This window comes from Pseudomonas phytophila (genome assembly GCF_025643095.1).
Classification (GTDB): domain Bacteria; phylum Pseudomonadota; class Gammaproteobacteria; order Pseudomonadales; family Pseudomonadaceae; genus Aquipseudomonas; species Aquipseudomonas quasicaspiana.
On the sequence record NZ_CP081201.1, the window covers coordinates 2,290,589 to 2,311,098 of the forward strand.

Sequence of the window (20,510 nt, forward strand, 5' to 3'; positions counted from 1 at the left end):
TAGAGAATTGGATTCCCGCTCACTTATTGAAGTAAGGGATCCTATGCTCTGGTCCAGACCTGCCACTATCGCCGTGTGTGTGCTGCCATTCCTGCTGGCTGCCTGTGGCGAGTCCTCGAACGTACGTGATCCGCGCAATCAGCCTCCACTGGTGAGGACTGCTGCCGTCGCGAACGCCGTCGATTCATCTCGATCGTTCACGGGCGTTGTTGTTGCTCGCGTTCAGAGCGATTTAGGGTTTCGCGTCTCCGGCAAGGTCCTGGAGCGTCTGGTGGATACGGGGCAGACAGTCAAGCGTGGTCAGCCGCTGATGCGTCTGGACCCTATAGATCTTGATTTGCAGTCCAGGGCCCAGCAACAGGCCGTTGCCGCTGCAGAGGCGCGCGCGCGGCAGACGACATCAGATGAGGTACGTAATCGAAATCTGATCGCTTCAGGTGCCATTTCTGCGTCGAGCTATGACCGGATCAAGTCGTTGGCCGACACTGCAAAAGCCGAACTGAATGCCGCGCAAGCCCAGGCCAGCGTTGCCCGCAATGCGACGGGATACGCGGCGTTGCTGGCTGATGCCGACGGGGTGGTTGTCGAAACCCTGGCAGAACCCGGACAGGTCGTAAGCGCAGGTCAGCCGGTGGTGAGGCTGGCAAAAGCGGGGCAGCGAGAGGCCATCATCCATTTGCCCGAAACACTGCGTCCGGCTGTGGGCGCTCCCGCTCAGGCGAGGTTGTACGGTAATAACTCAAGCGTTATCCCTGCGACGCTGCGACTCCTTTCAGACGCTGCAGATCCGCTTACCCGTACCTTCGAGGCCCGTTATGTGCTGGACGGCGCCTATGCCAGTGCACCGCTCGGTTCCACGGTCACGCTCAGCATCGCTGACCCCAAAGAGGCTGAATCTGCATTTACAGTGCCCGTCGCGGCAATCCATGACCCCGGCAACGGGCCGGGCGTTTGGGTTATTTCAGGTACACCTGCGAAAGTGTCATGGCGTGCCATCGAACTGCTCGGTGTCAGCGACGACTCGGCAAGGGTGAGCGGCAGCCTCAGGCTCGATGAGCAAATCGTGGCGTTAGGGGCGCATCTGCTTCATGAGGGCCAGGAAGTGCTGGTTCTGCGTCCGGGCGCCAATGGCGTCGCAGGAGTGAGGCCATGAGTGGCGGGCGCTTCAATCTTTCGGCCCTTGCGGTTCGCGAGCGGTCCATCACGTTGTTCCTGATTTTCCTGATCGGGGTGGCCGGAACGCTTTCTTTTTTTAAATTGGGTCGCGCAGAAGATCCTCCATTTACCGTCAAACAGATGACCGTTATTTCTGCCTGGCCGGGCGCCACTGCGCAAGAGATGCAAGATCAGGTGGCCGAGCCGCTTGAAAAGCGCATGCAGGAACTCAAATGGTATGACCGAAGCGAGACCTACACCCGTCCAGGCCTGGCGTTCACCATGGTTTCACTTCAGGATAAAACGCCGCCTTCCCAGGTGCAGGAGGAGTTTTATCAAGCCCGCAAAAAACTGAGCGATGCCGCGCGATCCTTGCCTGCCGGGGTTATCGGTCCGATGGTCAATGATGAGTTCTCGGACGTGACCTTTGCGCTCTTTGCGTTAAAAGCAAAAGGTGAACCCCAGCGTTTGTTGGTGCGCGACGCTGAATCCCTGCGGCAGCGCTTGTTGCATGTGCCCGGCGTAAAGAAGATCAATATCATCGGAGAGCAGGCCGAGCGCATCTTTGTGTCGTTCTCTCATGAGCGGTTGGCGACGCTGGGCATCTCGCCTCAGGACATTTTTTCAGCACTGAACAACCAGAACGTGCTGACGCCTGCCGGTTCGATAGACACCAGCGGGCCCCAGGTGTTTTTGCGTCTGGATGGCGCCTTAGACACGCTTGAGAAGATCCGCAACACGCCCATCGTGGTTCAGGCCAAAACGCTCAAGCTGGCGGATGTCGCGACGGTTGAACGGGGTTACGAAGACCCGGCGACGTTTATGGTGCGCAATCAGGGCGAGCCCGCGCTTTTGCTGGGCATCGTGATGCGCGAGGGCTGGAACGGTCTGGATCTTGGGAAGGCGCTGGATGCCGAGACGTTGAAAATCAACACCGCTATGCCACTGGGCATGACGTTGTCGAAGGTCACTGATCAGTCCGTCAACATCAGCTCGGCCGTTGATGAGTTCATGATCAAGTTCTTTGTCGCGCTGCTGGTGGTGATGCTGGTCTGCTTTCTCAGCATGGGCTGGCGAGTGGGCGTGGTGGTCGCAGCAGCTGTGCCTCTTACGCTGGCGATCGTCTTCGTGGTGATGGAAGCTTCGGGCAAGAATTTTGACCGTATTACTTTGGGGTCATTGATTCTCGCCCTGGGGCTGCTGGTGGACGACGCCATTATCGCCATCGAAATGATGGTGGTGAAAATGGAGGAGGGCTATGACCGCATCAAGGCGTCCGCCTACGCCTGGAGTCATACGGCTGCACCCATGCTGGCGGGCACGCTGGTCACCGCGGTTGGTTTCATGCCTAACGGTTTTGCTCAGTCAACGGCGGGTGAATACACCAGCAACATGTTCTGGATCGTGGGTATTGCGCTGATTGCTTCGTGGGTGGTGGCAGTGGTTTTCACGCCGTATCTGGGCGTGAAAATGTTGCCCGACATCAAGCCGGTCGAAGGCGGGCATGCGGCCATTTACGACACCCCTCATTACAACCGCTTTCGACGAGTGCTCACCCGCGTTATCGCCCGAAAATGGTGGGTAGCAGGTGCGGTCATCACTGCTTTTGCCGTGGCGATTGTCGGCATGGGGCTGGTTAAAAAACAATTCTTCCCGACGTCAGATCGTCCGGAAGTGTTGATCGAAGTGCAGATGCCGTATGGCACCTCGATTGAGCAAACCAGCGCCACGACAGCCAGGATCGAAGCGTGGCTGAAAGAGCAGGAGGCGGCAAAAATTGTCACGTCTTACATCGGACAGGGTTCGCCGCGTTTTTACCTGGCAATGGCGCCGGAGCTGCCGGACCCTTCGTTCGCAAAGATCGTTGTGCTGACCGAGAGTCAGGAAGCACGGGAGTCCCTCAAGCACACCATTCGCGAGGCAGTTGCTCAGGGCCTGGCACCTGAAGCTCGGGTGCGAGTCACACAACTGGTATTCGGTCCGTATTCACCCTTTCCAGTCGCCTACCGCGTGATGGGGCCCAACCCTGACACACTGCGTGAAATCGCCGGGCAGGTAGAAAAGGTGCTGCTGTCGAGTCCGATGATGCGAACCGTCAACAGTGACTGGGGGCCACGCGTACCGACGCTGCATTTTTCGCTGGATCAGGACCGCTTGCAGGCAGTTGGACTGACGTCCAGCGCAGTCGCCCAGCAATTGCAGTTCCTGCTCTCAGGCGTGCCGATTACGTCTGTACGCGAAGACATTCGCTCGGTCGAGGTGATGGGGCGGGCGGCAGGAGATATCCGTCTGGACCCAGCGCGCATCGAGGGCTTTACTCTTGTGGGCTCTGCCGGTCAGCGCGTTCCGCTGTCGCAGATCGGAGAAGTGGGTGTGCGCATGGAGGACCCCATTCTGCGACGCCGTGACCGCGTACCGACAATTACGGTGCGGGGCGATATAGCAGAAAACCTGCAACCCCCGGACGTGTCCGCGAAGATCATGAAAGATCTGCAACCCATCATTGCCAGCCTTCCTGATGGATATCGCATCGAACAGGCCGGATCGATAGAGGAGTCAGCCAAAGCCACGGTGGCCCTGGCGCCTCTGTTTCCGATCATGATTGCGATTACTTTGCTGATCATCATCCTGCAAGTGCGATCAATGTCGGCGATGGTCATGGTGTTTCTGACCGCGCCGCTTGGGTTGATCGGCGTGGTGCCGACCTTGCTCTTGTTCGGTCAGCCGTTCGGAATCAACGCCCTGGTGGGGCTTATTGCGCTGTCCGGCATCCTGATGCGCAATACGTTGATTCTGATCGGGCAGATCGACCACAACGAAAAGGAGGGGCTCGATCCGTTTCATGCGGTGGTTGAAGCGACCGTACAGCGGGCACGTCCGGTGCTGCTCACGGCTCTGGCGGCGATTCTGGCGTTTATCCCGCTGACCCACTCGGTGTTCTGGGGCACCCTGGCTTACACCCTGATTGGCGGTACGTTGGGAGGCACCGTCATGACGCTGGTTTTCCTGCCGGCGATGTATTCCATCTGGTTCAAAATTCGTCCTGACAATGGCAAGGCCGTGTAACGCCAGGCAGTGCTCACTTGATCGTTTCAGGGGCACGTCGAACTGCTTTTTGATTCCTGGCCGGGCGGGCGAATGAGCCGAGCGCGTGAAGTGGTTCATGCACAAGAGGCTTGCCACAGTGATGACTTCCCCGCCGTACAAACGTAGTCTTGGTGGATCGTTTTCCAGATAACTACAAAAACTCAGGAGTCATCGATGCAACCGATCCGTCTCGGTCTGGTGGGCTACGGCAAGATTGCCCAGGATCAGCACGTTCCCGCTATAACCGCCAACCCCGCGTTTCAGCTGGTGGCCGTCGCAACGCAAGGTAAGCCTTGTGCCGGTGTAGAGAACTTTCAGTCCTTGAGCGAGTTGCTCGAAAAAGGCCCGCAAGTTGATGCGATTGCCTTCTGCACACCGCCGCAAGGGCGATTCGCGCTGGTGCAGGAAGCGTTGGCGGCGGGTAAACATGTGTTGGTCGAGAAGCCGCCGTGCGCCACGTTGGGTGAAGCGATGGCGTTGGCGAGTCAGGCTGCGGAGCAGGGCGTCAGCGGGTTGTTCGCTTGGCATTCGCGTTATGCACCCGGGATCGAAGCTGCTCGCGACTGGCTGGCCACTCGCACTCTGCATAGCGTGCAGATCGACTGGAAAGAAGACGTGCGCAAGTGGCACCCCGGTCAGGCATGGATCTGGCAGCCGGGTGGTCTGGGGGTTTTCGATCCGGGCATCAATGCCTTGTCGATTGCCACCCATCTTCTGCCGCTGCCGCTGTTCGTGGAGTCCGCCGAACTGCGAGTCCCGAGTAACTGTCAGTCGCCGATTGCCGCGTCCATCAAGATGTCCGATTCGCGTCAACTGGATGTTCGCGCGGAGTTCGATTTTGACCATGGTCATGATGAACTCTGGAGCATCGAGATTCGCTGTGCCGAAGGTCTCCTGCGACTGGACAACGGTGGTGCGCTGTTGAGCATCGACGGCGTACGTCAGGCCGTTTCGGAGGAGGGCGAGTACGCCGCTGTATATCGAAACTTTCAGCAGTTGATTGGTGACAAAGCCAGTGATCTGGATTTGCAGCCGTTACGACTGGTCGCGGACAGTTTTTTTGTCGGCAGCCGGACGTTGGTGGCGCCGTTTTACGATTAGGTCTGAAGAAACCCGATTTGTAGGAGATCGCCCGGTGCCCCTGACACCGCGCTGTCTCGCTGCAAACACAGTTCCATGTGTGTTGCTTGGTCTGGGCGGCATTCCGACGATAAGGACACCGCGGTGAATCCTTCAGGCTGCGTCGCCTTCATCGCGGGCAAGCACCGCTCCCACAGGTTATGCGCGATCTCGTAGGACCGGCTTTAGCCGGGAGGGCGTCGGGACAATCACCCAACCTTCTTGGGAATACTGCCTTCCCGGTTAAAGCCGGTCCTACAGGGCTGTGTTTGCTGCGCGACAGCGCGGTGTCACAGAGACCAGAACAGGGGCGCTCCTACAGGGCTTGTGTTTTTCCTGTTGGAGCAAGCAAACGCGGTGCTTTACCGCGCATTTACCACCTGCATATTCATTGACGTGTAATCTTTTTCGTCAGTGCGGGCATGATAGAAAAAGCCGTAATCCACAAGGTAGTAGTAATGCTCTGTCTGGGGGAGCGTAAAGCCACCCATGCTGGTGCGGCAGATAAGTGCTTTCGCGTTGCCCTGCAGATTGGCGTGCAGTTTTTTCGCGGGTTGCTCGCTGTCCACTGAACACTCTACGGTTTCGGGGTCTTCGCCCAGTTTCCCAAGCACATTACTGGACAGGCTTCGAGTGAAGGTGTAACCCACTTTGCTGCCCACGTTCAGGTGTTGCCAGTCGCCCTGGAAGGTCAGACTTTTCATTACCAGAGTGTCATGGGAAAGTTTGGCTTGTTCTCTGCCGGACAGCTCCAGCAGTCCGCGCCAATTAATCTGACGCCCGACGTGATTTTCGTTTTTATGGGCAATCGCGAGCTGCCCGGTAGTCGGGTCTGTGGACAGAGTAAGCGCTTTGCCGTCTTTCCATTCAATCTTGCCATTGCTGCGTGTCCCGGCGAACTCGATGTAATTGAGCTGTCGGGGCGGCGCTGGCATGCGCAGTTGTTCGATGTTTTTCAAGACTGACGGATTGACGTCGGGCAGGGCATCGGCTGCCACCGTTGCCTTGCTGCGCTGCTTGTGTGCAGGCAGGGAGGCCAGCGAGTCGGGTGCCTTGCACACATGCTCGAACAGTCTGGACAGGTCCTCGTCCGCGGTATTTACGGTCTTTGATACGGGAAGTCTCTCAATTTGCCCGTCGGTAACTTCATTTTTGGCGTTGAGGTAATAAAGCCCCAGCAGAGTTGCGTTACGCGCGCTGCAGTCCATGACGTAGTGTTCGCGTGTCTGGGTGAAAGGCGCGGTGTTGGACGGGCTGATACTGGTTTTCGGCTCATCATGGGCCGACCAGAACTGCACCTTGTCGCCCTTTTTCTGCAGGCTCGTGATGTCGAGCAGGAGCTGTTGTTTGTCGTCAGATCCGGCCACCTGACGCCAGTCCGGCATGGGCAGGTTTTTACATGCGCGAGTGAAGTCCCGATTGTCCATCAGCACGGTATGGTATTGCGCTGGCAGTGGCGTTGCAGGGGTGTAGAACCCGTAATTGCCGGGGTAGAAGCGCCTGTACTTGAATGAATAAACCGCATTCACCTGCGGCTGGGAGCAAGCAGCCGAAAACTGTGAAGAACTCCAGAATGGCGGGCCTGAATCGGTCGGGTCAGCGACCTGAAAGTTAATCACGTCACCTTCACGCATCACGCTGTTGGGTGTGAAAGGCTGTTCAAGCAACGCAGTCTGTTTGTCTGCTGGCACCTGATGGCTGGAGCAGGCTGCAAGGCTCATGAAGGCAAGAGGAAGAATCGTGCGTCGCACCGGTGTCTCCAGTCAGTCCGTTTGATGGGGGATAATTACATAAGTGGTTAGATACGAAATCAGGATTTTGACAGGGCAGGCTCAAACGCCACCTGGAAATCCGCTGCCAACAAACGATGAGCCCTTTCAAGCAGGTCTGTTGATTGATCCCGCTGCGTATTGAACAAGCTGATACCCAAATGATGTTCAAGGTGCAGCGTGAGCGTTTGATCGCCTACCTGCAGGTCCCAGTAACGCTGATCAAGGCCGTCGATTTTTTGCGTCCAGACGCCTTGAAAACTGTGCTCAAGCTTTCGGGCGATCACTTCAAATAAATGCCAGTCGGCTGCTTCGGATATTCTCAGTTCCACTGGGTTACCTCTACTCGCAAGTTGTTGCCTTGCTTAACCGGGGATGACCTGCCGACCGGTTACGGGTTATATAACACTCCGCAACTGACCACACGACCCAAGAGCGCCAGACAATGTTATCTGAACAACAGGCCCGCGCCATCGTGCTTGCTCTCCATGACGGTTATCTCAGGGACGGAAAGCCGGAGCGTTTTGTTGTTTATTTTTGTGAGCTTTCTGCCAATGGCGATTACTGGGTAGTTCGCTCCAATTCTGAGGATTACGTTGTGCATGGCAAGACGGAGTATTGCTATGTTGGCGTTAATGCTCACCTTGTCGACGTCTTGACTGGAGCGGTCGAGACAGTTTGCAGTGCCATAAGTGTTGAAGAGTACCTGCAAGACAAGTACGACCTGCGTACGGCTGGGGAAAATCTTTACGTGCTCACTCCAACGTTTAGCCGTGAAAACAAACCCGAACTGATTAACCTTCGTCAAAAACTCGAGTGCTCTTACCCGCAAGCCTTGATGTTGATAAATGAGCATCGCCAGTGGTTGACGGGCACACGTCGGCATCTCGAATGTACGCAGCAGTTGCTTGCGGATCAGGGCGTCTCCACCCGGATCGAGCTGCACCCTGACTCGGGCCAGGCGATTATTATTGACGTCGAATGCTGGCATATCGGCGCTGCGTTGAAGGCACTTCGTTCCAGGATTGCCGCTTTCTCGAAGAGCGATCAGCAAGCGCCATGAACAAAAAACTACCTGAGCGCGAAATCAAAACGCTGCTGATAGCCGCCGAAGAGCATGGCCTGGCGCTGAGTGATCTGGAGCAAATCAGACTTCAGTCCGAAATGAATTCGGCAGACATCCTGAACAAGTTGGCACTAACTGTTGCCGAGGGCTACCTGTCGCACGCCTTGACCTATGAGTTTTGCGATGGCGTCATGAATGGGATCGCGAATGCCATCGTCGAGGTAGGCATAGTGACTGATCTGCCACAGCCAGCCTTCGCGCTTTATCAGGCTTTCGATCAAGGCGAGTGGGTTCGCAGCAATGATCCGCCAGATACTGATCCGGGTGAGAAATACACCAGACCTGTGGTGATGGAAATAATGAACTCATTGGAAGTAAACGAAAAGGAACCCCATATGCTCCGCCTGATCTGGCTGCGCGATGATATGCAGTACAGCAATACCTTCGCACAGTGGGTGCACGAACAATTTGCTTATGAGTACGTCGATCGCCCATTGAGTGACTGGCAGCGTGAGTTTGCCGAAGGGCAGGTTAATGGTGACTGGCAATGCCTGATCGCCGTCGAGGACGGCCTGCTTCTGGGCGGTGCTGCACTGGCCAGAAATGACCTGGCCGAACGCCCTGACATCGGCCCTTGGCTGGCCTGCGTTTTCATCGCCCCGCATGCACGGCAGCGAGGTCTGGCGGAGCAACTGATCGAAGGCATTTGCGCTACAGCGAAAGCCAACGGCAATACGCGACTGTATCTGCATACCCACGATCGCCATGAGTACTACGCCAAGCGCGGCTGGCAGGTGCTGGAGAGTTTTCAGGCGTGGGGTAAGGAACACAGGCTGATGGGGCGGGATCTTTGACTGTGCTTGAAGTCGGGCAGCCCTCGGCTGATACCCACCACATTTTGACAAAAGGACCTGTCGATGCCGACTCCGAAACTGCATCTCATGTGCGGCAAGATCGCCTCCGGCAAATCAACACTTGCGAAGGCACTTGTCGCTGAACACTCGGCAATCCTGCTGAGTGAGGATCACTGGCTCTCGAGGCTTTACCCTGGCGAGATCAAGTCAGTGACCGACTATGTGCAATTCGCCCATCGAATTCGTGATGTTTTGCGCCCGTTGGTGATCGATATATTGCAGTCGGGCATCAGTGTTGTTCTGGATTTCCCCGGCAATACCCGTGCAGACCGAGAGTGGTTACGCGGTCTGGCGGAGTCAGGCGGGGTAGGGCACTGTTTACACCATCTGGATGTGGATGATGATATTTGCCGCGCCAGGTTGCACGCCCGCAACAAGAGTGGTGATCATGACTTTGCGGCGACCGACGCGGAGTTTGATTTGATCACTCGACACTTCCAGACGCCAACGCCGGAGGAAGGGCTGGATATTGAGGTTCACCGTTTGTAATTCATCAGTTGATTGACGATTGTCAGGGCACCCAGCCCTGACAATCTCCATCATCAAACGGGTAAAAAGCGATGAACCTTGGCTTTCAATATCTCAATCAATTCAGGTTGCATGTATTCAAAGTCGTCAGGGATATCGAGGCAAACAACTCGCTTGTCTTTCAGCGCACTGGCAAACCTTGCCTTGAGTTTCCTGCGATGAGCAGGCTCCATGACGAATATCAGCTCCGCCCTCTCGACAAGCTCCGAGTCCACGGGAACGTCGGCGTCATGACCGACCCCCGCAGAGGACGTTGTTACACCCGGCCAGTTTGCAAAAACATGTTCAGCGGTCGGGCTGCGCAATCTGTTTTTACCGCAGACGAAAAGTACATTCAGCATGTATGAAACCTTTAGCCGACAGGGTTGGGATCGGTCAGTCGTTGTTTAGAATAGTGCTGTCGCAACCCGTAGACTTTGCGTGATTTCAGGAACGCATGCCCATCCATATCACGGTTTCTGTCCACGCCGTTACTAATGGGTTAAGCGCTCTGAACCAAGGATCGCGGACATCAATTTGCGCCGCTGATTGGTCGTGATGGTGTTGTTCCTCTTCCACGATCGAAGTAATAGCGGCCACTGCATGTGGATCGATATCACCGAGTTCATGAAGCTGATGAGCCAGGTGTTTGAGCACGACACTTTCCACCGCGACGGTGGTCGCCACAATGGCTTTGCGACCACAGATGCCGGTAACCAGACCCAGCACCAGACCGCCAATACCGCACAGCCAGTAACTGCGGCAGCGCGGATAATTGCGCCGTTGCAGTTCAGCTTGAAAAACCGTCCGGTGACGGCGCTCATGGGAGAGAAACTCCTTGAGTTCACTCACCATATCTGGAGCAAAGAGCCGAGCCATGAACAACTGCCCGCTATAGATACAGATAGCGCCGTGCTCGCCGGCGTGGTCGACTTTCATTATTCGGTTGCCAAGAGGCGGGTAGTCAGTTTCAGTCACGCTACTTATGCCTTGTCCGAGACGGCGGACAACAAGTTTATCCTCTTTTCAGCATCGACCCTGACTCGGCGCTGTTGTGACACCGACACCTTGTCTGTGGGATTGGGTTCATTCGGGAAGAGTCGATTTTCGGGATGAAAATGCAGTGGATGTACTGGCCACTTTATGCACAAAGCCAATCCGGAACCGGGCAAGTGATACTTTTGCCTCTTCACGCATCCCCCAAAAACATCACATGCGTCGCGTGATCATCATCCAGCGTCTGAAAGCCGCAGCGTATGTAAAACGCAGCTGCATCTGAGGTGTCAGTGGACAGGCGCACGATGCGGAAATGTTGAGTTGCGTGTTCCACAAGGCGATTGACCAATGCCCTTCCGATGTTCTGACCTCTTGCTTCACGCGCTACGTACACCCTGCGTAGCCTGCCGATGTTTTCCTGAGTAAACGGGTCACGCGTCAGGCCTCCAATGCCTACGAGACGGTCTCCCAGATACGCTGCCATAAGGCATTCGCCCTGCGTGTCGAAGCGATTGGTTCCGGTACGCCATTCTTCAATCAAACGTGTGAGAAATCTGAAGCCCTCTGCGGTGGCTTCTTTTTCCAGTACCAGAGTCTGGGCAGGCAGTGTGGTGATGAGTTGAATATCTAGTGGCGACACGCGATGTCCTCGTATTAAGAGAGTCACTGCCTTCCCGGAAAATACGTGCACGGATTACCCATCAGGCAAACGGCAACGGCCCCGGGAATTTGCCGATCGGAACCCAATGGGTGATAAGCCCGGTATCAGGTTTCCAGTGATGCAAGAGCAGGGCTGGGGGTTCTACGTAAGAGGCTTCCGGCGCATTTGCGTCCAGCGCCAAAGCGATGGCCGTGGTTGTGCTGGGAGCGGTGCACAACAAGGAGCCACCAAAGCGCAGTTGCATCGACCGGTGGATGTGCCCGCAGACTATTCGCTCGATGGCGGGGTAGCGCTCGACCACTTGAACAAGCCGGTGCGCATTGATACAGGCATACGTATCGATGTAAGGAATGCCGCTCAAGAACGGTGGCTGGTGAAGCATGATCAAGGTTGGTCGATCCGGCTCTTCCGCAAGGGCCGCTTCCAGCCATGCCTGTGCTGCTTCGGTCATGTCGCCGTGATGTTCGCCGGGCACGGTGATATCCAGCCCTATGATACGGACGGGCCCAAGGTCTGAAGCAACAAAGTGCAGCGGCCCATCGCGTTCAGCGCTTTCTGCCTGAGCAAACGCAGACCTGAACAACTCGCCATCATCATGATTGCCAGGGATCATCAACAGCGGTTGCTTGATCTCCGCCAGCAACGCGCGGGCCATTTCGTATTCTTCCGGTTGTCCTTCATCCACCAGGTCACCGGTGATGATCACCACATCCGGGCGCGGATGAAGGGCGTTCAGATGATCGATGGCCTGTTTGCACATCGTGTTTGAATCCACCAATCCTTTATAGAGTTCGCCTTTTGGCCTGATGTGCGGGTCTGACAGGTGGGCGATGAGCACTGGGTGTCCTCCCTGGAAAATGACTAGCTGTCGATGACAGCCAGTTTTAACCATTTAAACAGCGAAGGCGAGCGCCAGAAGTGGAGCGCCACCCGCCACGACGGCCCGCCAATTCACAAAAGCAGCGCACTCCACCAGCGCTGAAAATTGTTCAGGGCAGCGTTGCACTGGCAGAACCCTTTTTACTTCGCTGTCTTGAGGAAGTTGACCTGAACAATGAACGGGGAAATGTCGCCAACTGGCACGAACAGGTCATAGGCCTCCAGCGCGGTGAGCAAGGACACCGATCCAGGTTGAAGGTAAGTTACCCCCTGCGCGGTGACCGTCTTGCGAACTCACCTATGAATGAAGTACTGACTCGTTTGTCGATACAGCGATGGTTAGATCTGCGCAGGTGACATCTCAACCTTTAGCCTTTAGCGAATAAAAGCAAGTACGCGCTCATACATGGCAGCGTCCCGCGTGATCAGTAACAGACTTGGACAGGCGCCAAGCAGAGCGTGTGTTGGTTGCAAATCCTCAATTTGTGACCAGAACTCGACGACCTCATTGCTCTCTCTGAAAGGTTGAAATGCGATAGCTCTGTTAAATCTGGAGAGCCTTGCCCGACTTGGCAAGCGCTCAAAGACATACCATTCGTCAAAGCCCGGCGTGGGCAACTGAGCGACATCTTGAATCATCGGACTGATCACCAGGTCACCTACACATTGCCAACCGCTAGCTACCTCAGCAGTACTAAGGTTATAGGCTCCGCTATCCGACCATGCGATTGCAACGTGATGGCCCAGCACAAGCTGAGGAAGCTGGCTAATGACGTCGCCCAGGTTAACGTCGCATCCATTATCCCAGTTGAGGGTGCTGTAGCCTGCGTGCGCCCCGGTATGCAGTCCGACTGTCATGTATCTTCCTTGCAGTATTAGCGATTGGGTATGCCTCAGCACCTTACTCTGGGTGAGGATTGCGTCAACAGGCATCCAGGTTGTCTGACTGACAGCAATCGACCAGAGCGGCCGGTCGGCATTTAAGGGGGCGGCGGCGACCATTCAAAACGCAGAATCTATTCGGTTGAAGCCGACCAAGGTGATGCCGCTGATAATTTTGGCTTGGTCATCAGAGATGACTTTTTTGGTGATTCAGGAAATCGTGGGTAGCCGCTCCCGGTTCTGACCATTAGAGCCCATAGTCAAGGCAGCTAGCGATGCAGATTATTTTACAGTGGCCCAACCCTTGGGTCAGGCCGTTGCCACCCTCTATCCGACCACTTTCTCATCGAACCAGGCATCATTGGTTAATTCATGAAACCGATAGCCGTTCGGTAACCCAAGATACTTAACAAGGTCTGGACGGTTAACGGCGAGGTGCGGGGCATGCACAGTTTTCAGACTTTTGGTATCTCCGTTGTATTTGTCAGTGGTTATCCACCAACCAGACATATGCTCGGGGGAAGGGTACCGCACACCCTCACTTGCCTCTCCCTCGAGCACGCCATCGGAGATGACGATTAGTTGCTCAAATCGAGATGTAGTGAAATCTGCACCTACTTTCGAGCACACTGAGTGCTGCTCAATCCATAGCCTAAGCGTGGTACTGATACCAAGCGCATATTCATCCGTCAGCGGCACCTGCTCGAAAAATATCAGCTCACGATTATCGTTCAGCTCCATTTTGGTAATCCAGGACCCATAGCCCAGGGTTTCACCAGAAGCCACCTGATGACCTTCCTCAATGTAACGAACCACGAGGTCTATGAACTCAATCGCATCATTTCTCAGGTTGGTATCATTGAAGTTCACACTTATTTCGTAGCCAAAGCGTTCTAGCAAGCCCTCAGATTTCAGCGCCACACCGGCGTCTGTTTCCGCGTTAATAATCTTCATTGATTTCTCCTCGTAGCGCCACGCACCTGGCCACCCTGTAGTCGGCTACAGGTTAAGCAGTGCGGATATAGTCGTTGCTGCCCATAGGTTGGATTGAGGGGCTTTGGCTGGTTGATGATCCGGAATACGGTCCCCACTCTTGGTTCCCAACTCCGTATTTCCGCACGTATGGCAACCAGTCTCACGACCAATCTCAGCCATTCAGTCTCCTTCACCCTTATTCCAATCTCGTCCGGACCCTCGTGCAGAGAGGGACTCACCCGCAAAATCAGCCAGTCTGAGGGTGCCTTTTGAAGGCTCGTTGGATGAGTTTGAATCTGTTTCGCTGCCAAGTATATTTGTGGGGCCGATTTCAATCCTGTTGAATGGCGATGGCGATGTCGTCAACGCTGAGGAGGGTATGCCATCGATCATGCTATCGAGATTGCCCTTCACGGCAGAGCCGACCCAGATGGACATCACCGCAGTAATAAGCCGGTATAGCCAAAAAGGCGAACTCACCTTTAGGGTCTACGAGAGAGCGGAGGACGCCCAAACTGACGCCCTTTGAGAGTCGTGGAATAATACCAAAAGGACGCGTTATTAGTGGCAAGTGGGCATCTCTAAACCGGGAGGGTCAAATGTTTAAGTTGCATGAGATTTGGAAGTTTATTGATGAGAGTACTATGGCAATTTATTTTTGCTTCGAAGATCTCGAGCAGAATAAGTTTTGCGTTCAAAATGTGGAGTTTTACAAATCGCCTCTAGATGTTGATCGTGATACAAACGCTCGTAATCAGACGGCGCAGCTTTTCGTCGAAGAAAACCCCGTGGGGCGTTGCGATTGGGGTAATTCGCTCTTGGAAGCGATAAAAATCCACGATGATTACTTCAGCGACTAGATCCGTCTTTTCTGAGTACAGTGCGCTTTCTTCATTTAGGGTGGTTCTTTGGGGGGGCGACATGTCTTATGCTAAAAATAATATTCATTGTGTTGCGTCGTGGAATTTCGGTGGTTTCCATATCCAGTTCGGCAAGGGGAACACGTCAAGGATCGCCAGATGGCGATTTCCAGCCGGCCCTTGGCGCAAGCTGTAAAACTAAAGTTGATCGCCTGGACCCGCGAGGTTATAAAGCGACAAGTGATCCAAGAGCAAAAGGCCCCCACGGCCATCGGCCCGGTGTGACGACACCGGATGGAAGTCCTTATCTTTCGGTGCACCATTGATATGAGTAAATTTACGTATGACGACATAGTTAGAGTATCCGACAAGGCGCCATTGGAAATAAGGCCTGGCGAGCGAGCATGGGTAGTTGGCGTTTACGACGGTCGTCTCGGTGGATATTTTGATCAATTTCCACCAGGTACTATCTACTTAATTGAGTTTGAGGACGGTTCGTCTATCGAGGTTCACGAGTCCATGTTGGATTTGATTGAATAGCCGGGTAAGGAGAGCCGATGATGGCGCCACTCCTGTTATTAAATAAAACTTGAATCTCGTGATTCGCTTGGGAGTACATCCTCAATGGGAACTTCCAAGCCCGCCAGAATTAACCGTTTGGGCATACCGCTCTGATGAGTATCAGTCATTGACGTCATCCTGGAGGCACACAGTGAAACCCGAAGAGCTGATCAGCGGAGCCGAAAATGTTATTGAAACTATTGGTTTCTGGCCATCGTTTCACGACGCAGAGGTGATCTCTCTTCTGGTATCTCGCGGCCTTCCGGACCAAGATTCGGCTACGATCGCGAAGCTCTGCGTGCACTACCGAGAGCATGATGTGGTTGGCGTTGGGACGGCGGACTTTGAATACGTATGCCAGAAAAGTTTACTGGTTGAGCTGATATTCAGTGATATCTATGACCTTTCACTGACAGATTTCAATCATCAAAACGTGCTCGAATCAATTGATCTGAAGCGATTGCAAGACTTATCGATTCTCGTGGATATCGTCTCGATCTGGGGAATTGGCGGAACCATTCGTTGCAACCATGTAGCCGTTGGAGCGGTAACGAATCTGCTGTCCTGATACTGATCTGCTCTAGATTGTACTCAGCTTTACATTGTATGGGGGGCGACATGGAGCGGGGTGGCTTGAGGTCGAGCATGCCCCAGCCATTTTCCCTTTGTGCTAATTGTCTACATTGATTCAGCGTCTCAGTGTTAGCAAGCTGGGCGAAGGTCAACTTTGGGTCGGATGCAAACTGATGCGAAGTCGCGCTCTCGGCCTTCCTGCCTGATAGTGTAGAAGCTCCCAATCACTTGAACTGGGCTACCCTGCGTAACCACCCCTTCAAGATGATCGACAAGGAACCGGATACTCATGGCATCACTGGATGACACTTTTCACAGTCTTCACCAACAGGGTTTGCTGATACTTGCCAACGTGGCGGACGCGGGTGGCGCTCGCCAGGTCGAGCGGCTGGGAAGCAAGGCCGTAGCCACCAGCAGCGCGGCAGTGGCCTGGGCCCACGGTTATCAAGATGGCGACAAGCTGCCTATTGGACTGTTGAGCAGTACCGTCGCCTCAATGTCCCGGGTGCTCAGCGTGCCGCTGACTGTAGATATCGAAGGGGGCTATTCAGACGACCTTGAGCACGTTGCCAAAGTCATCGCCACTGTCATTGACGCCGGTGCGGTAGGTATCAATATCGAGGATGGAGTCGCTCCGCCAGAGCTGCTCATCCAGAAAATCGACACAGCCCGAAGAGTCGCCGGCGAGCGGGGGATAAACCTGTTCGTCAACGTGCGCTGCGACGTTTACCTGAAGAACTTGTTCCCCGTTGAGCGGCGATTGGAAGAGCTATTAAGGCGCGCTGCGCTGTACGCCAGTGCGGGCGCGGATGGGCTATTCGCTGCAGGCGTGGTGGAGCCTCTGGAAATTGCCACGGTGTGTCAGGAATCGACATTACCGGTGAACCTGCTCTGGCGGCCGGGTCTTGCCACTCCGGAAGCCTTGGCGCAGATGGGAGTCCGGCGCTTGAGCGCGGGCTCGGCCATCGCGGAGTTCTTGTACGGAGCCATGGAGGGAGTGGCCCGCGGTTTCCTGGAAAACGGTCAACTCAACACCCACGACCTGAAGGCTAAAACCTACGGAGAACTCAACGCGCTAATGGCCTGTCGATCCCAGTGATACTCCTACTCGGCGGAAGACGACTACCGATCCATTGCGGACGTCCTGCATGCAGGAAAGCCAGTGAATCAGTTCCCGGACCAATGCATTGTCTGAACTGAAATATGCGGATGACTTTCTAACGGCTCCCATTCATCCAGGAAAGCAAAACCCTGCTTTAGATAGAAGTTTGAGGCTCTCGCATTGTCTGGAGAGACGTCGAGAAAAACGCCATCAAAGCCTTGGTCTATCGCGCGAGTTTTCACGGCCTCAACCAACTGAGTTGCTACGCCAGAGCCGCGTGCAGAGGGCGCAATCCACATTCCGATCAAGTTATAGCGATTCGCACTGCTCACTGCTGCACCGACCATTCCAACAGGTTTGTCACTGTCGAAAGCCAGCCAGAATGCCGTTCCGACTGATGATGCGCGGTCTTTCCACTGTTCGTCAGTGTATTTGGCGGCGGTTTGGTAAGTCACACCAAACGCCGTTGGCGTGTCCAGAAGTGCTGCGAGTCGGACTTGCTTCAAAAGCATCCAGTCTTTTGTTTCGGTCAGTCTAATGTCCATAATCTTCCTGGAAAATCAGCAGGGTAAATGTCCTACTCTATCAGTCGACCAACAGTTTCTGGCCAACTCCCGCCCATCGTGACCGACAGCGGTCGTCCAGAAACAACCACAATTACAAAACAACCAATCCGATTGGCTCCGAGGTCTGGGAATTGTTCATGGCATTCATTGTTACCTGCGTTGTGTCCCTGGTGTTTTGGACTTCTGTATCAGCAATCACAGGGGCTGCAGAGCCTTGGGACCTGCCGAGCTACTGGACAGTCATCTATCCCGCCGCGCTAGCTTTGTCAGTGATTCTTGGAACCGTTCTAAGAAGCTCACAGTGGTCCGCAGGCGCGGTCGTAATGCTCTCTCAGATCCCAGTGGTTTTGGTGACTTCTGGTCCATCCCCGTTGATAGGTGTCGGTATCATCTATGCGGCTTTCCTCTCAATTCCGGCAATAACGCTGTCATGGCTCGCTGGCAAATCGCGTTCAGATAAGAAGGCGCGATGATCCAAAGCCAAGAAATGAACGCAGCCAGCCCGCCGACTTCCGTTCATAGAAAGGTGCGGTTTGCTTGAGGAAGTAATCGCTAAGGCCTGATTCCCCTTCGTGAACTCGACAGAGGTCAACGGGGTCGCCATCCGGAGCGCTATCCGCGGCAACGTTACCAGCTTCGCGCATGACCAGTTCAATATCTCCGTCCGCTTCAATACCAATGATCAGATGAGGCTTTTGATCAGACGATGCATCATGCATCAACGCCAGAAACGCACGCTTTACGTTGCGATGTTTGGCGAGCAATTGTGTGAGAGAGTTGACCATCTTCGACGGATATTGCGACGGCTGTCCGAGCAACACTTTGGTGTCTTGTTCGACTGTGCGCTGCACTGGTTTTTGGCCGACGCCTTCGGAGAGCAGATGGCGCACTTCCTCCGGTAAAAACTCTTTCCCGTAGGGAGACTTTGGATTAAGGAAAAGAGGGCTGCCTAGTGTGATTTCAAACAGCGATCTGGCCGGAATCTCTATGTAGGACTCTTCGGTAGCTATAGATCTTTGTAGTGTTTGCAACGAAGAAAAAAACGGGATGACAGGGGAGCCGTCAGGCTTTTGCCAATGCGCAATGCTGATGTTGCTACCAGATTCGATGTTGATTCGACCTTCGCCAATGCCGGCAGTGCCAAGGACGTAGACAGTAGAATTTAACAGAGTCTTGAAAAAATCAGGTCGATGGGCAGGTTCATCCGCCGCCAGCCTGAGTGATTTTTCGAGGGTGTTTTCTTGCTTGGTATCCATGATGTCCATCGGCGGTTCCATCAAAACAGACAAAAAATTGATCGAGAATAGCGCGTGGTTTTTTACGCGACTGTGAATACAGGAAAAACAGCGGGCTAATCAAATTGAAGCATACGGAGAGTCACCTGGAACGGTTTTCAAGGGAGACTGCCTGCATATCCATGATGGACGAAGAGCCAAAAGCAGCTTGCTTCAATGGACAGTTTCCGGCCTAAAACTGCCCTTGAGGAAAAAGCTACCGGCGAAATCTCCTATTCGCCAGAAAACAATCTCTTACCCACAACAGCCTTGTTGACGAGATAAGCGCCTGCTCCCTCCATAGCAATCACCTCCAGGCTTTCATTTTGAACAGCCTGGTGTCGAGAGCGCCAAAGCGCAGGCTTTGCCCGTAATACAAGGCGACACGAACAAATTACCTCGATAAGCCCCCTGGGCTGTTTTGCTGGCCACCACTAGCCACATGGCCGAGAGCACCACCACGAAGAACACACCCAGTACATCGAAGAAAGCCATGTCCAGCATCGCACCCAGCTTCAGTGTGGTTACGGCGTAGACGCCTAATGGAAAAATAAAACCCCACCAGCCAAGGTTGAACGGGATGCCTTCCCTGGCGTAGCGGACGGTGACAAGCACGGCCAGCAACATCCACCACAAGCCAAACCCCCAGAGCAGGGTGCCGACAATCAAACCCATGCCAGCAGCTACCTGACCAACGCCGGGCAGGCCATGCAAGGCAAAAATCGCAGGCGCCTCGCTGCCGATCAGCAGCATCCCCAGCGCCCCGGTACCGATGGGGCCTAGGGATAACCAGATCGACGCGGCCATATTTTCGTGAGGCAGTTTATGTAATGCCAGGCGCAGCACCAAAATCACCAGAATGCTGAGTGCCACAGGCACCGAATACGCCCACAGCACATAGCTTGTGATCAGCATGTTGAACTGCGCGCTGGCGTGCGTCAGATGCTGGGCAATGAGACCACCGCTTGCCGCGGCAACTTCCGCGGCCACCACCGGCAGTAACCACACGGCGGTCATCTGGTCTATGGAGTGCTCCTGGCGGGTAAACATCATGAACGGAATAAGCACCCCGCAAGCCATCGCCATGACCACATCCAGCCACCAAAGAGCGTGAGCCCAAGGGATTACCGCATCACCCCAGCTTGGCAGACCGTACTGCACCAATCCATTGATGACGGTAGCGAGGCTCATCGGGATGGCGCCGAAAAACATGGAAACGGTCGGGTGTCCGAAAACCTGTCTGGCTTCATGGAAAAACATCAGCCATCGCGCGGTGTACATGGCAATGAAAACCACGAACAGCAAGATGTTCAATAACCAGATGATTTTGCCAAGCTGCCACAGAACCGGAATGTTTCCGGGCAGTTGGCCCAGCGCCAAAGCGAGGATGCCGGTGCCCATCGTGGTGGCGAACCAGTTGGGCGTGAACTGGCGGATAGCCTCTTTCGGCGTCGAGAGCGCCGCTAAAGGCTGCAGCCCCTGTAATACTTTTCCAAAGCTCAGGCTGTCCATCCCGCCACCCTCTGTGCAATTGATGAGACGACAAAGTAACGGGATGCATCTA

General features: G+C 54.6%; 20 protein-coding genes. 9 read left to right on the forward strand and 11 right to left on the reverse strand.

Features of this window, described 5'->3' with window-relative positions; all coding sequences use genetic code 11:
• The first annotated feature begins 43 nt into the window (after positions 1-43).
• The 3 genes from K3169_RS10280 to K3169_RS10290 all read left to right on the forward strand — a co-directional run bounded on the left by K3169_RS10280 (position 44) and on the right by K3169_RS10290 (position 5,343).
• Positions 44-1,153, forward strand: coding sequence for an efflux RND transporter periplasmic adaptor subunit (locus K3169_RS10280; protein ID WP_263271327.1), 1,110 nt, complete (start codon positions 44-46; stop codon positions 1,151-1,153).
• On the forward strand, positions 1,150-4,221 hold the full coding sequence (locus K3169_RS10285; protein ID WP_263271328.1) for an efflux RND transporter permease subunit: 3,072 nt from the start codon (positions 1,150-1,152) through the stop codon (positions 4,219-4,221). The genes K3169_RS10280 and K3169_RS10285 overlap by 4 nt, the downstream gene beginning before the upstream one ends.
• A 195-nt stretch (positions 4,222-4,416) precedes the next feature.
• Positions 4,417-5,343 carry a Gfo/Idh/MocA family protein gene (locus K3169_RS10290; RefSeq protein WP_263271329.1) on the forward strand — a complete coding sequence of 309 codons (927 nt, stop codon included), beginning with the start codon at positions 4,417-4,419 and terminating at the stop codon, positions 5,341-5,343.
• A gap of 380 nt (positions 5,344-5,723) precedes the next feature.
• Here K3169_RS10290 and K3169_RS10295 read toward each other — a convergent pair whose 3' ends face one another.
• Positions 5,724-7,112 carry a surface-adhesin E family protein gene (locus K3169_RS10295; protein ID WP_263271331.1) on the reverse strand — a complete coding sequence of 463 codons (1,389 nt, stop codon included), beginning with the start codon at positions 7,110-7,112 and terminating at the stop codon, positions 5,724-5,726.
• Between the two features lie 59 nt (positions 7,113-7,171).
• Positions 7,172-7,462 carry a DUF3630 family protein gene (locus tag K3169_RS10300; protein ID WP_122395794.1) on the reverse strand — a complete coding sequence of 97 codons (291 nt, stop codon included), beginning with the start codon at positions 7,460-7,462 and terminating at the stop codon, positions 7,172-7,174.
• Positions 7,463-7,575: 113 nt separating this feature from the next.
• Between K3169_RS10300 and K3169_RS10305 the strand changes: the two genes are divergently transcribed.
• The 3 genes from K3169_RS10305 (at position 7,576) to K3169_RS10315 (ending at position 9,599) form a co-directional block, all read left to right on the forward strand.
• Positions 7,576-8,193: a hypothetical protein gene (locus K3169_RS10305; RefSeq protein ID WP_231677999.1), complete on the forward strand. Its 618-nt coding sequence runs from the start codon at positions 7,576-7,578 to the stop codon at positions 8,191-8,193.
• A 398-nt stretch (positions 8,194-8,591) separates the two neighbouring features.
• The gene (locus K3169_RS10310; protein WP_099269866.1) at positions 8,592-9,050 is read left to right on the forward strand and encodes a GNAT family N-acetyltransferase; all 459 of its coding nucleotides are present in this window, start codon (positions 8,592-8,594) and stop codon (positions 9,048-9,050) included.
• 63 nt (positions 9,051-9,113) lie between these two features.
• Entirely contained in the window at positions 9,114-9,599 is a 486-nt protein-coding gene (locus K3169_RS10315; protein WP_263271332.1) for an AAA family ATPase, read from the forward strand.
• Positions 9,600-9,652: 53 nt separating this feature from the next.
• Here the strand turns inward: K3169_RS10315 and K3169_RS10320 are convergent, their stop codons facing one another.
• The 6 genes from K3169_RS10320 to K3169_RS10345 form a co-directional block, all read right to left on the reverse strand.
• Complete coding sequence (locus K3169_RS10320) at positions 9,653-9,979, reverse strand: low molecular weight protein tyrosine phosphatase family protein (RefSeq protein WP_122395796.1); 327 nt, start codon at positions 9,977-9,979, stop codon at positions 9,653-9,655.
• Positions 9,980-10,064: 85 nt separating this feature from the next.
• Positions 10,065-10,595: a demethoxyubiquinone hydroxylase family protein gene (locus K3169_RS10325; protein WP_241154075.1), complete on the reverse strand. Its 531-nt coding sequence runs from the start codon at positions 10,593-10,595 to the stop codon at positions 10,065-10,067.
• A gap of 211 nt (positions 10,596-10,806) precedes the next feature.
• Positions 10,807-11,253: a GNAT family N-acetyltransferase gene (locus K3169_RS10330; RefSeq protein ID WP_263271335.1), complete on the reverse strand. Its 447-nt coding sequence runs from the start codon at positions 11,251-11,253 to the stop codon at positions 10,807-10,809.
• 61 nt (positions 11,254-11,314) lie between these two features.
• The gene (locus K3169_RS10335) at positions 11,315-12,112 is read right to left on the reverse strand and encodes a phosphodiesterase (RefSeq protein WP_263271337.1); all 798 of its coding nucleotides are present in this window, start codon (positions 12,110-12,112) and stop codon (positions 11,315-11,317) included.
• A gap of 416 nt (positions 12,113-12,528) precedes the next feature.
• Positions 12,529-13,011 (reverse strand): hypothetical protein, encoded by a 483-nt coding sequence (locus tag K3169_RS10340; RefSeq protein WP_231666645.1) that lies wholly within the window; start codon positions 13,009-13,011, stop codon positions 12,529-12,531.
• A 351-nt stretch (positions 13,012-13,362) separates the two neighbouring features.
• Positions 13,363-13,989 (reverse strand): hypothetical protein, encoded by a 627-nt coding sequence (locus tag K3169_RS10345; RefSeq protein ID WP_263271339.1) that lies wholly within the window; start codon positions 13,987-13,989, stop codon positions 13,363-13,365.
• Positions 13,990-14,609: 620 nt separating this feature from the next.
• On the opposite strand from K3169_RS10345, the gene K3169_RS10350 reads away from it, so the two are divergent.
• The 3 genes from K3169_RS10350 (at position 14,610) to K3169_RS10360 (ending at position 17,103) form a co-directional block, all read left to right on the forward strand.
• Complete coding sequence (locus tag K3169_RS10350; protein ID WP_122807722.1) at positions 14,610-14,870, forward strand: hypothetical protein; 261 nt, start codon at positions 14,610-14,612, stop codon at positions 14,868-14,870.
• A gap of 712 nt (positions 14,871-15,582) precedes the next feature.
• Positions 15,583-15,999: an Imm50 family immunity protein gene (locus K3169_RS10355; RefSeq protein ID WP_164581696.1), complete on the forward strand. Its 417-nt coding sequence runs from the start codon at positions 15,583-15,585 to the stop codon at positions 15,997-15,999.
• Between the two features lie 294 nt (positions 16,000-16,293).
• A complete protein-coding gene (locus K3169_RS10360) occupies positions 16,294-17,103 on the forward strand; it encodes an isocitrate lyase/phosphoenolpyruvate mutase family protein (RefSeq protein ID WP_231677990.1) in 810 nt (269 codons plus the stop codon).
• Between the two features lie 68 nt (positions 17,104-17,171).
• On the opposite strand, the gene K3169_RS10365 is transcribed toward K3169_RS10360, so the two are convergent.
• The 3 genes from K3169_RS10365 to K3169_RS10375 form a co-directional block, all read right to left on the reverse strand.
• Positions 17,172-17,651 carry a GNAT family N-acetyltransferase gene (locus K3169_RS10365; protein ID WP_231677989.1) on the reverse strand — a complete coding sequence of 160 codons (480 nt, stop codon included), beginning with the start codon at positions 17,649-17,651 and terminating at the stop codon, positions 17,172-17,174.
• Between the two features lie 473 nt (positions 17,652-18,124).
• Positions 18,125-18,937 (reverse strand): enhanced serine sensitivity protein SseB, encoded by an 813-nt coding sequence (gene sseB / locus K3169_RS10370; protein WP_122395807.1) that lies wholly within the window; start codon positions 18,935-18,937, stop codon positions 18,125-18,127.
• A 330-nt stretch (positions 18,938-19,267) separates the two neighbouring features.
• Entirely contained in the window at positions 19,268-20,458 is a 1,191-nt protein-coding gene (locus K3169_RS10375; RefSeq protein WP_231666642.1) for a TDT family transporter, read from the reverse strand.
• Positions 20,459-20,510 lie beyond the last annotated feature (52 nt).

Bases quoted from the DNA above. Each gene is read 5' to 3' on its own strand.
- K3169_RS10315 (WP_263271332.1), top strand. From the start codon at position 9,114: ATGCCGACTCCGAAACTGCATCTCATGTGCGGCAAGATCGCCTCCGGC.
- K3169_RS10285 (WP_263271328.1), top strand. From the start codon at position 1,150: ATGAGTGGCGGGCGCTTCAATCTTTCGGCCCTTGCGGTTCGCGAGCGG.
- K3169_RS10375 (WP_231666642.1), bottom strand. From the start codon at position 20,458: ATGGACAGCCTGAGCTTTGGAAAAGTATTACAGGGGCTGCAGCCTTTA.
- K3169_RS10345 (WP_263271339.1), bottom strand. From the start codon at position 13,989: ATGAAGATTATTAACGCGGAAACAGACGCCGGTGTGGCGCTGAAATCT.
- K3169_RS10360 (WP_231677990.1), top strand. From the start codon at position 16,294: ATGGCATCACTGGATGACACTTTTCACAGTCTTCACCAACAGGGTTTG.
- K3169_RS10305 (WP_231677999.1), top strand. From the start codon at position 7,576: ATGTTATCTGAACAACAGGCCCGCGCCATCGTGCTTGCTCTCCATGAC.
- K3169_RS10365 (WP_231677989.1), bottom strand. From the start codon at position 17,651: ATGGACATTAGACTGACCGAAACAAAAGACTGGATGCTTTTGAAGCAA.
- K3169_RS10320 (WP_122395796.1), bottom strand. From the start codon at position 9,979: ATGCTGAATGTACTTTTCGTCTGCGGTAAAAACAGATTGCGCAGCCCG.
- K3169_RS10280 (WP_263271327.1), top strand. From the start codon at position 44: ATGCTCTGGTCCAGACCTGCCACTATCGCCGTGTGTGTGCTGCCATTC.
- sseB (WP_122395807.1), bottom strand. From the start codon at position 18,937: ATGGACATCATGGATACCAAGCAAGAAAACACCCTCGAAAAATCACTC.
- K3169_RS10290 (WP_263271329.1), top strand. From the start codon at position 4,417: ATGCAACCGATCCGTCTCGGTCTGGTGGGCTACGGCAAGATTGCCCAG.
- K3169_RS10350 (WP_122807722.1), top strand. From the start codon at position 14,610: ATGTTTAAGTTGCATGAGATTTGGAAGTTTATTGATGAGAGTACTATG.
- K3169_RS10340 (WP_231666645.1), bottom strand. From the start codon at position 13,011: ATGACAGTCGGACTGCATACCGGGGCGCACGCAGGCTACAGCACCCTC.
- K3169_RS10310 (WP_099269866.1), top strand. From the start codon at position 8,592: ATGCTCCGCCTGATCTGGCTGCGCGATGATATGCAGTACAGCAATACC.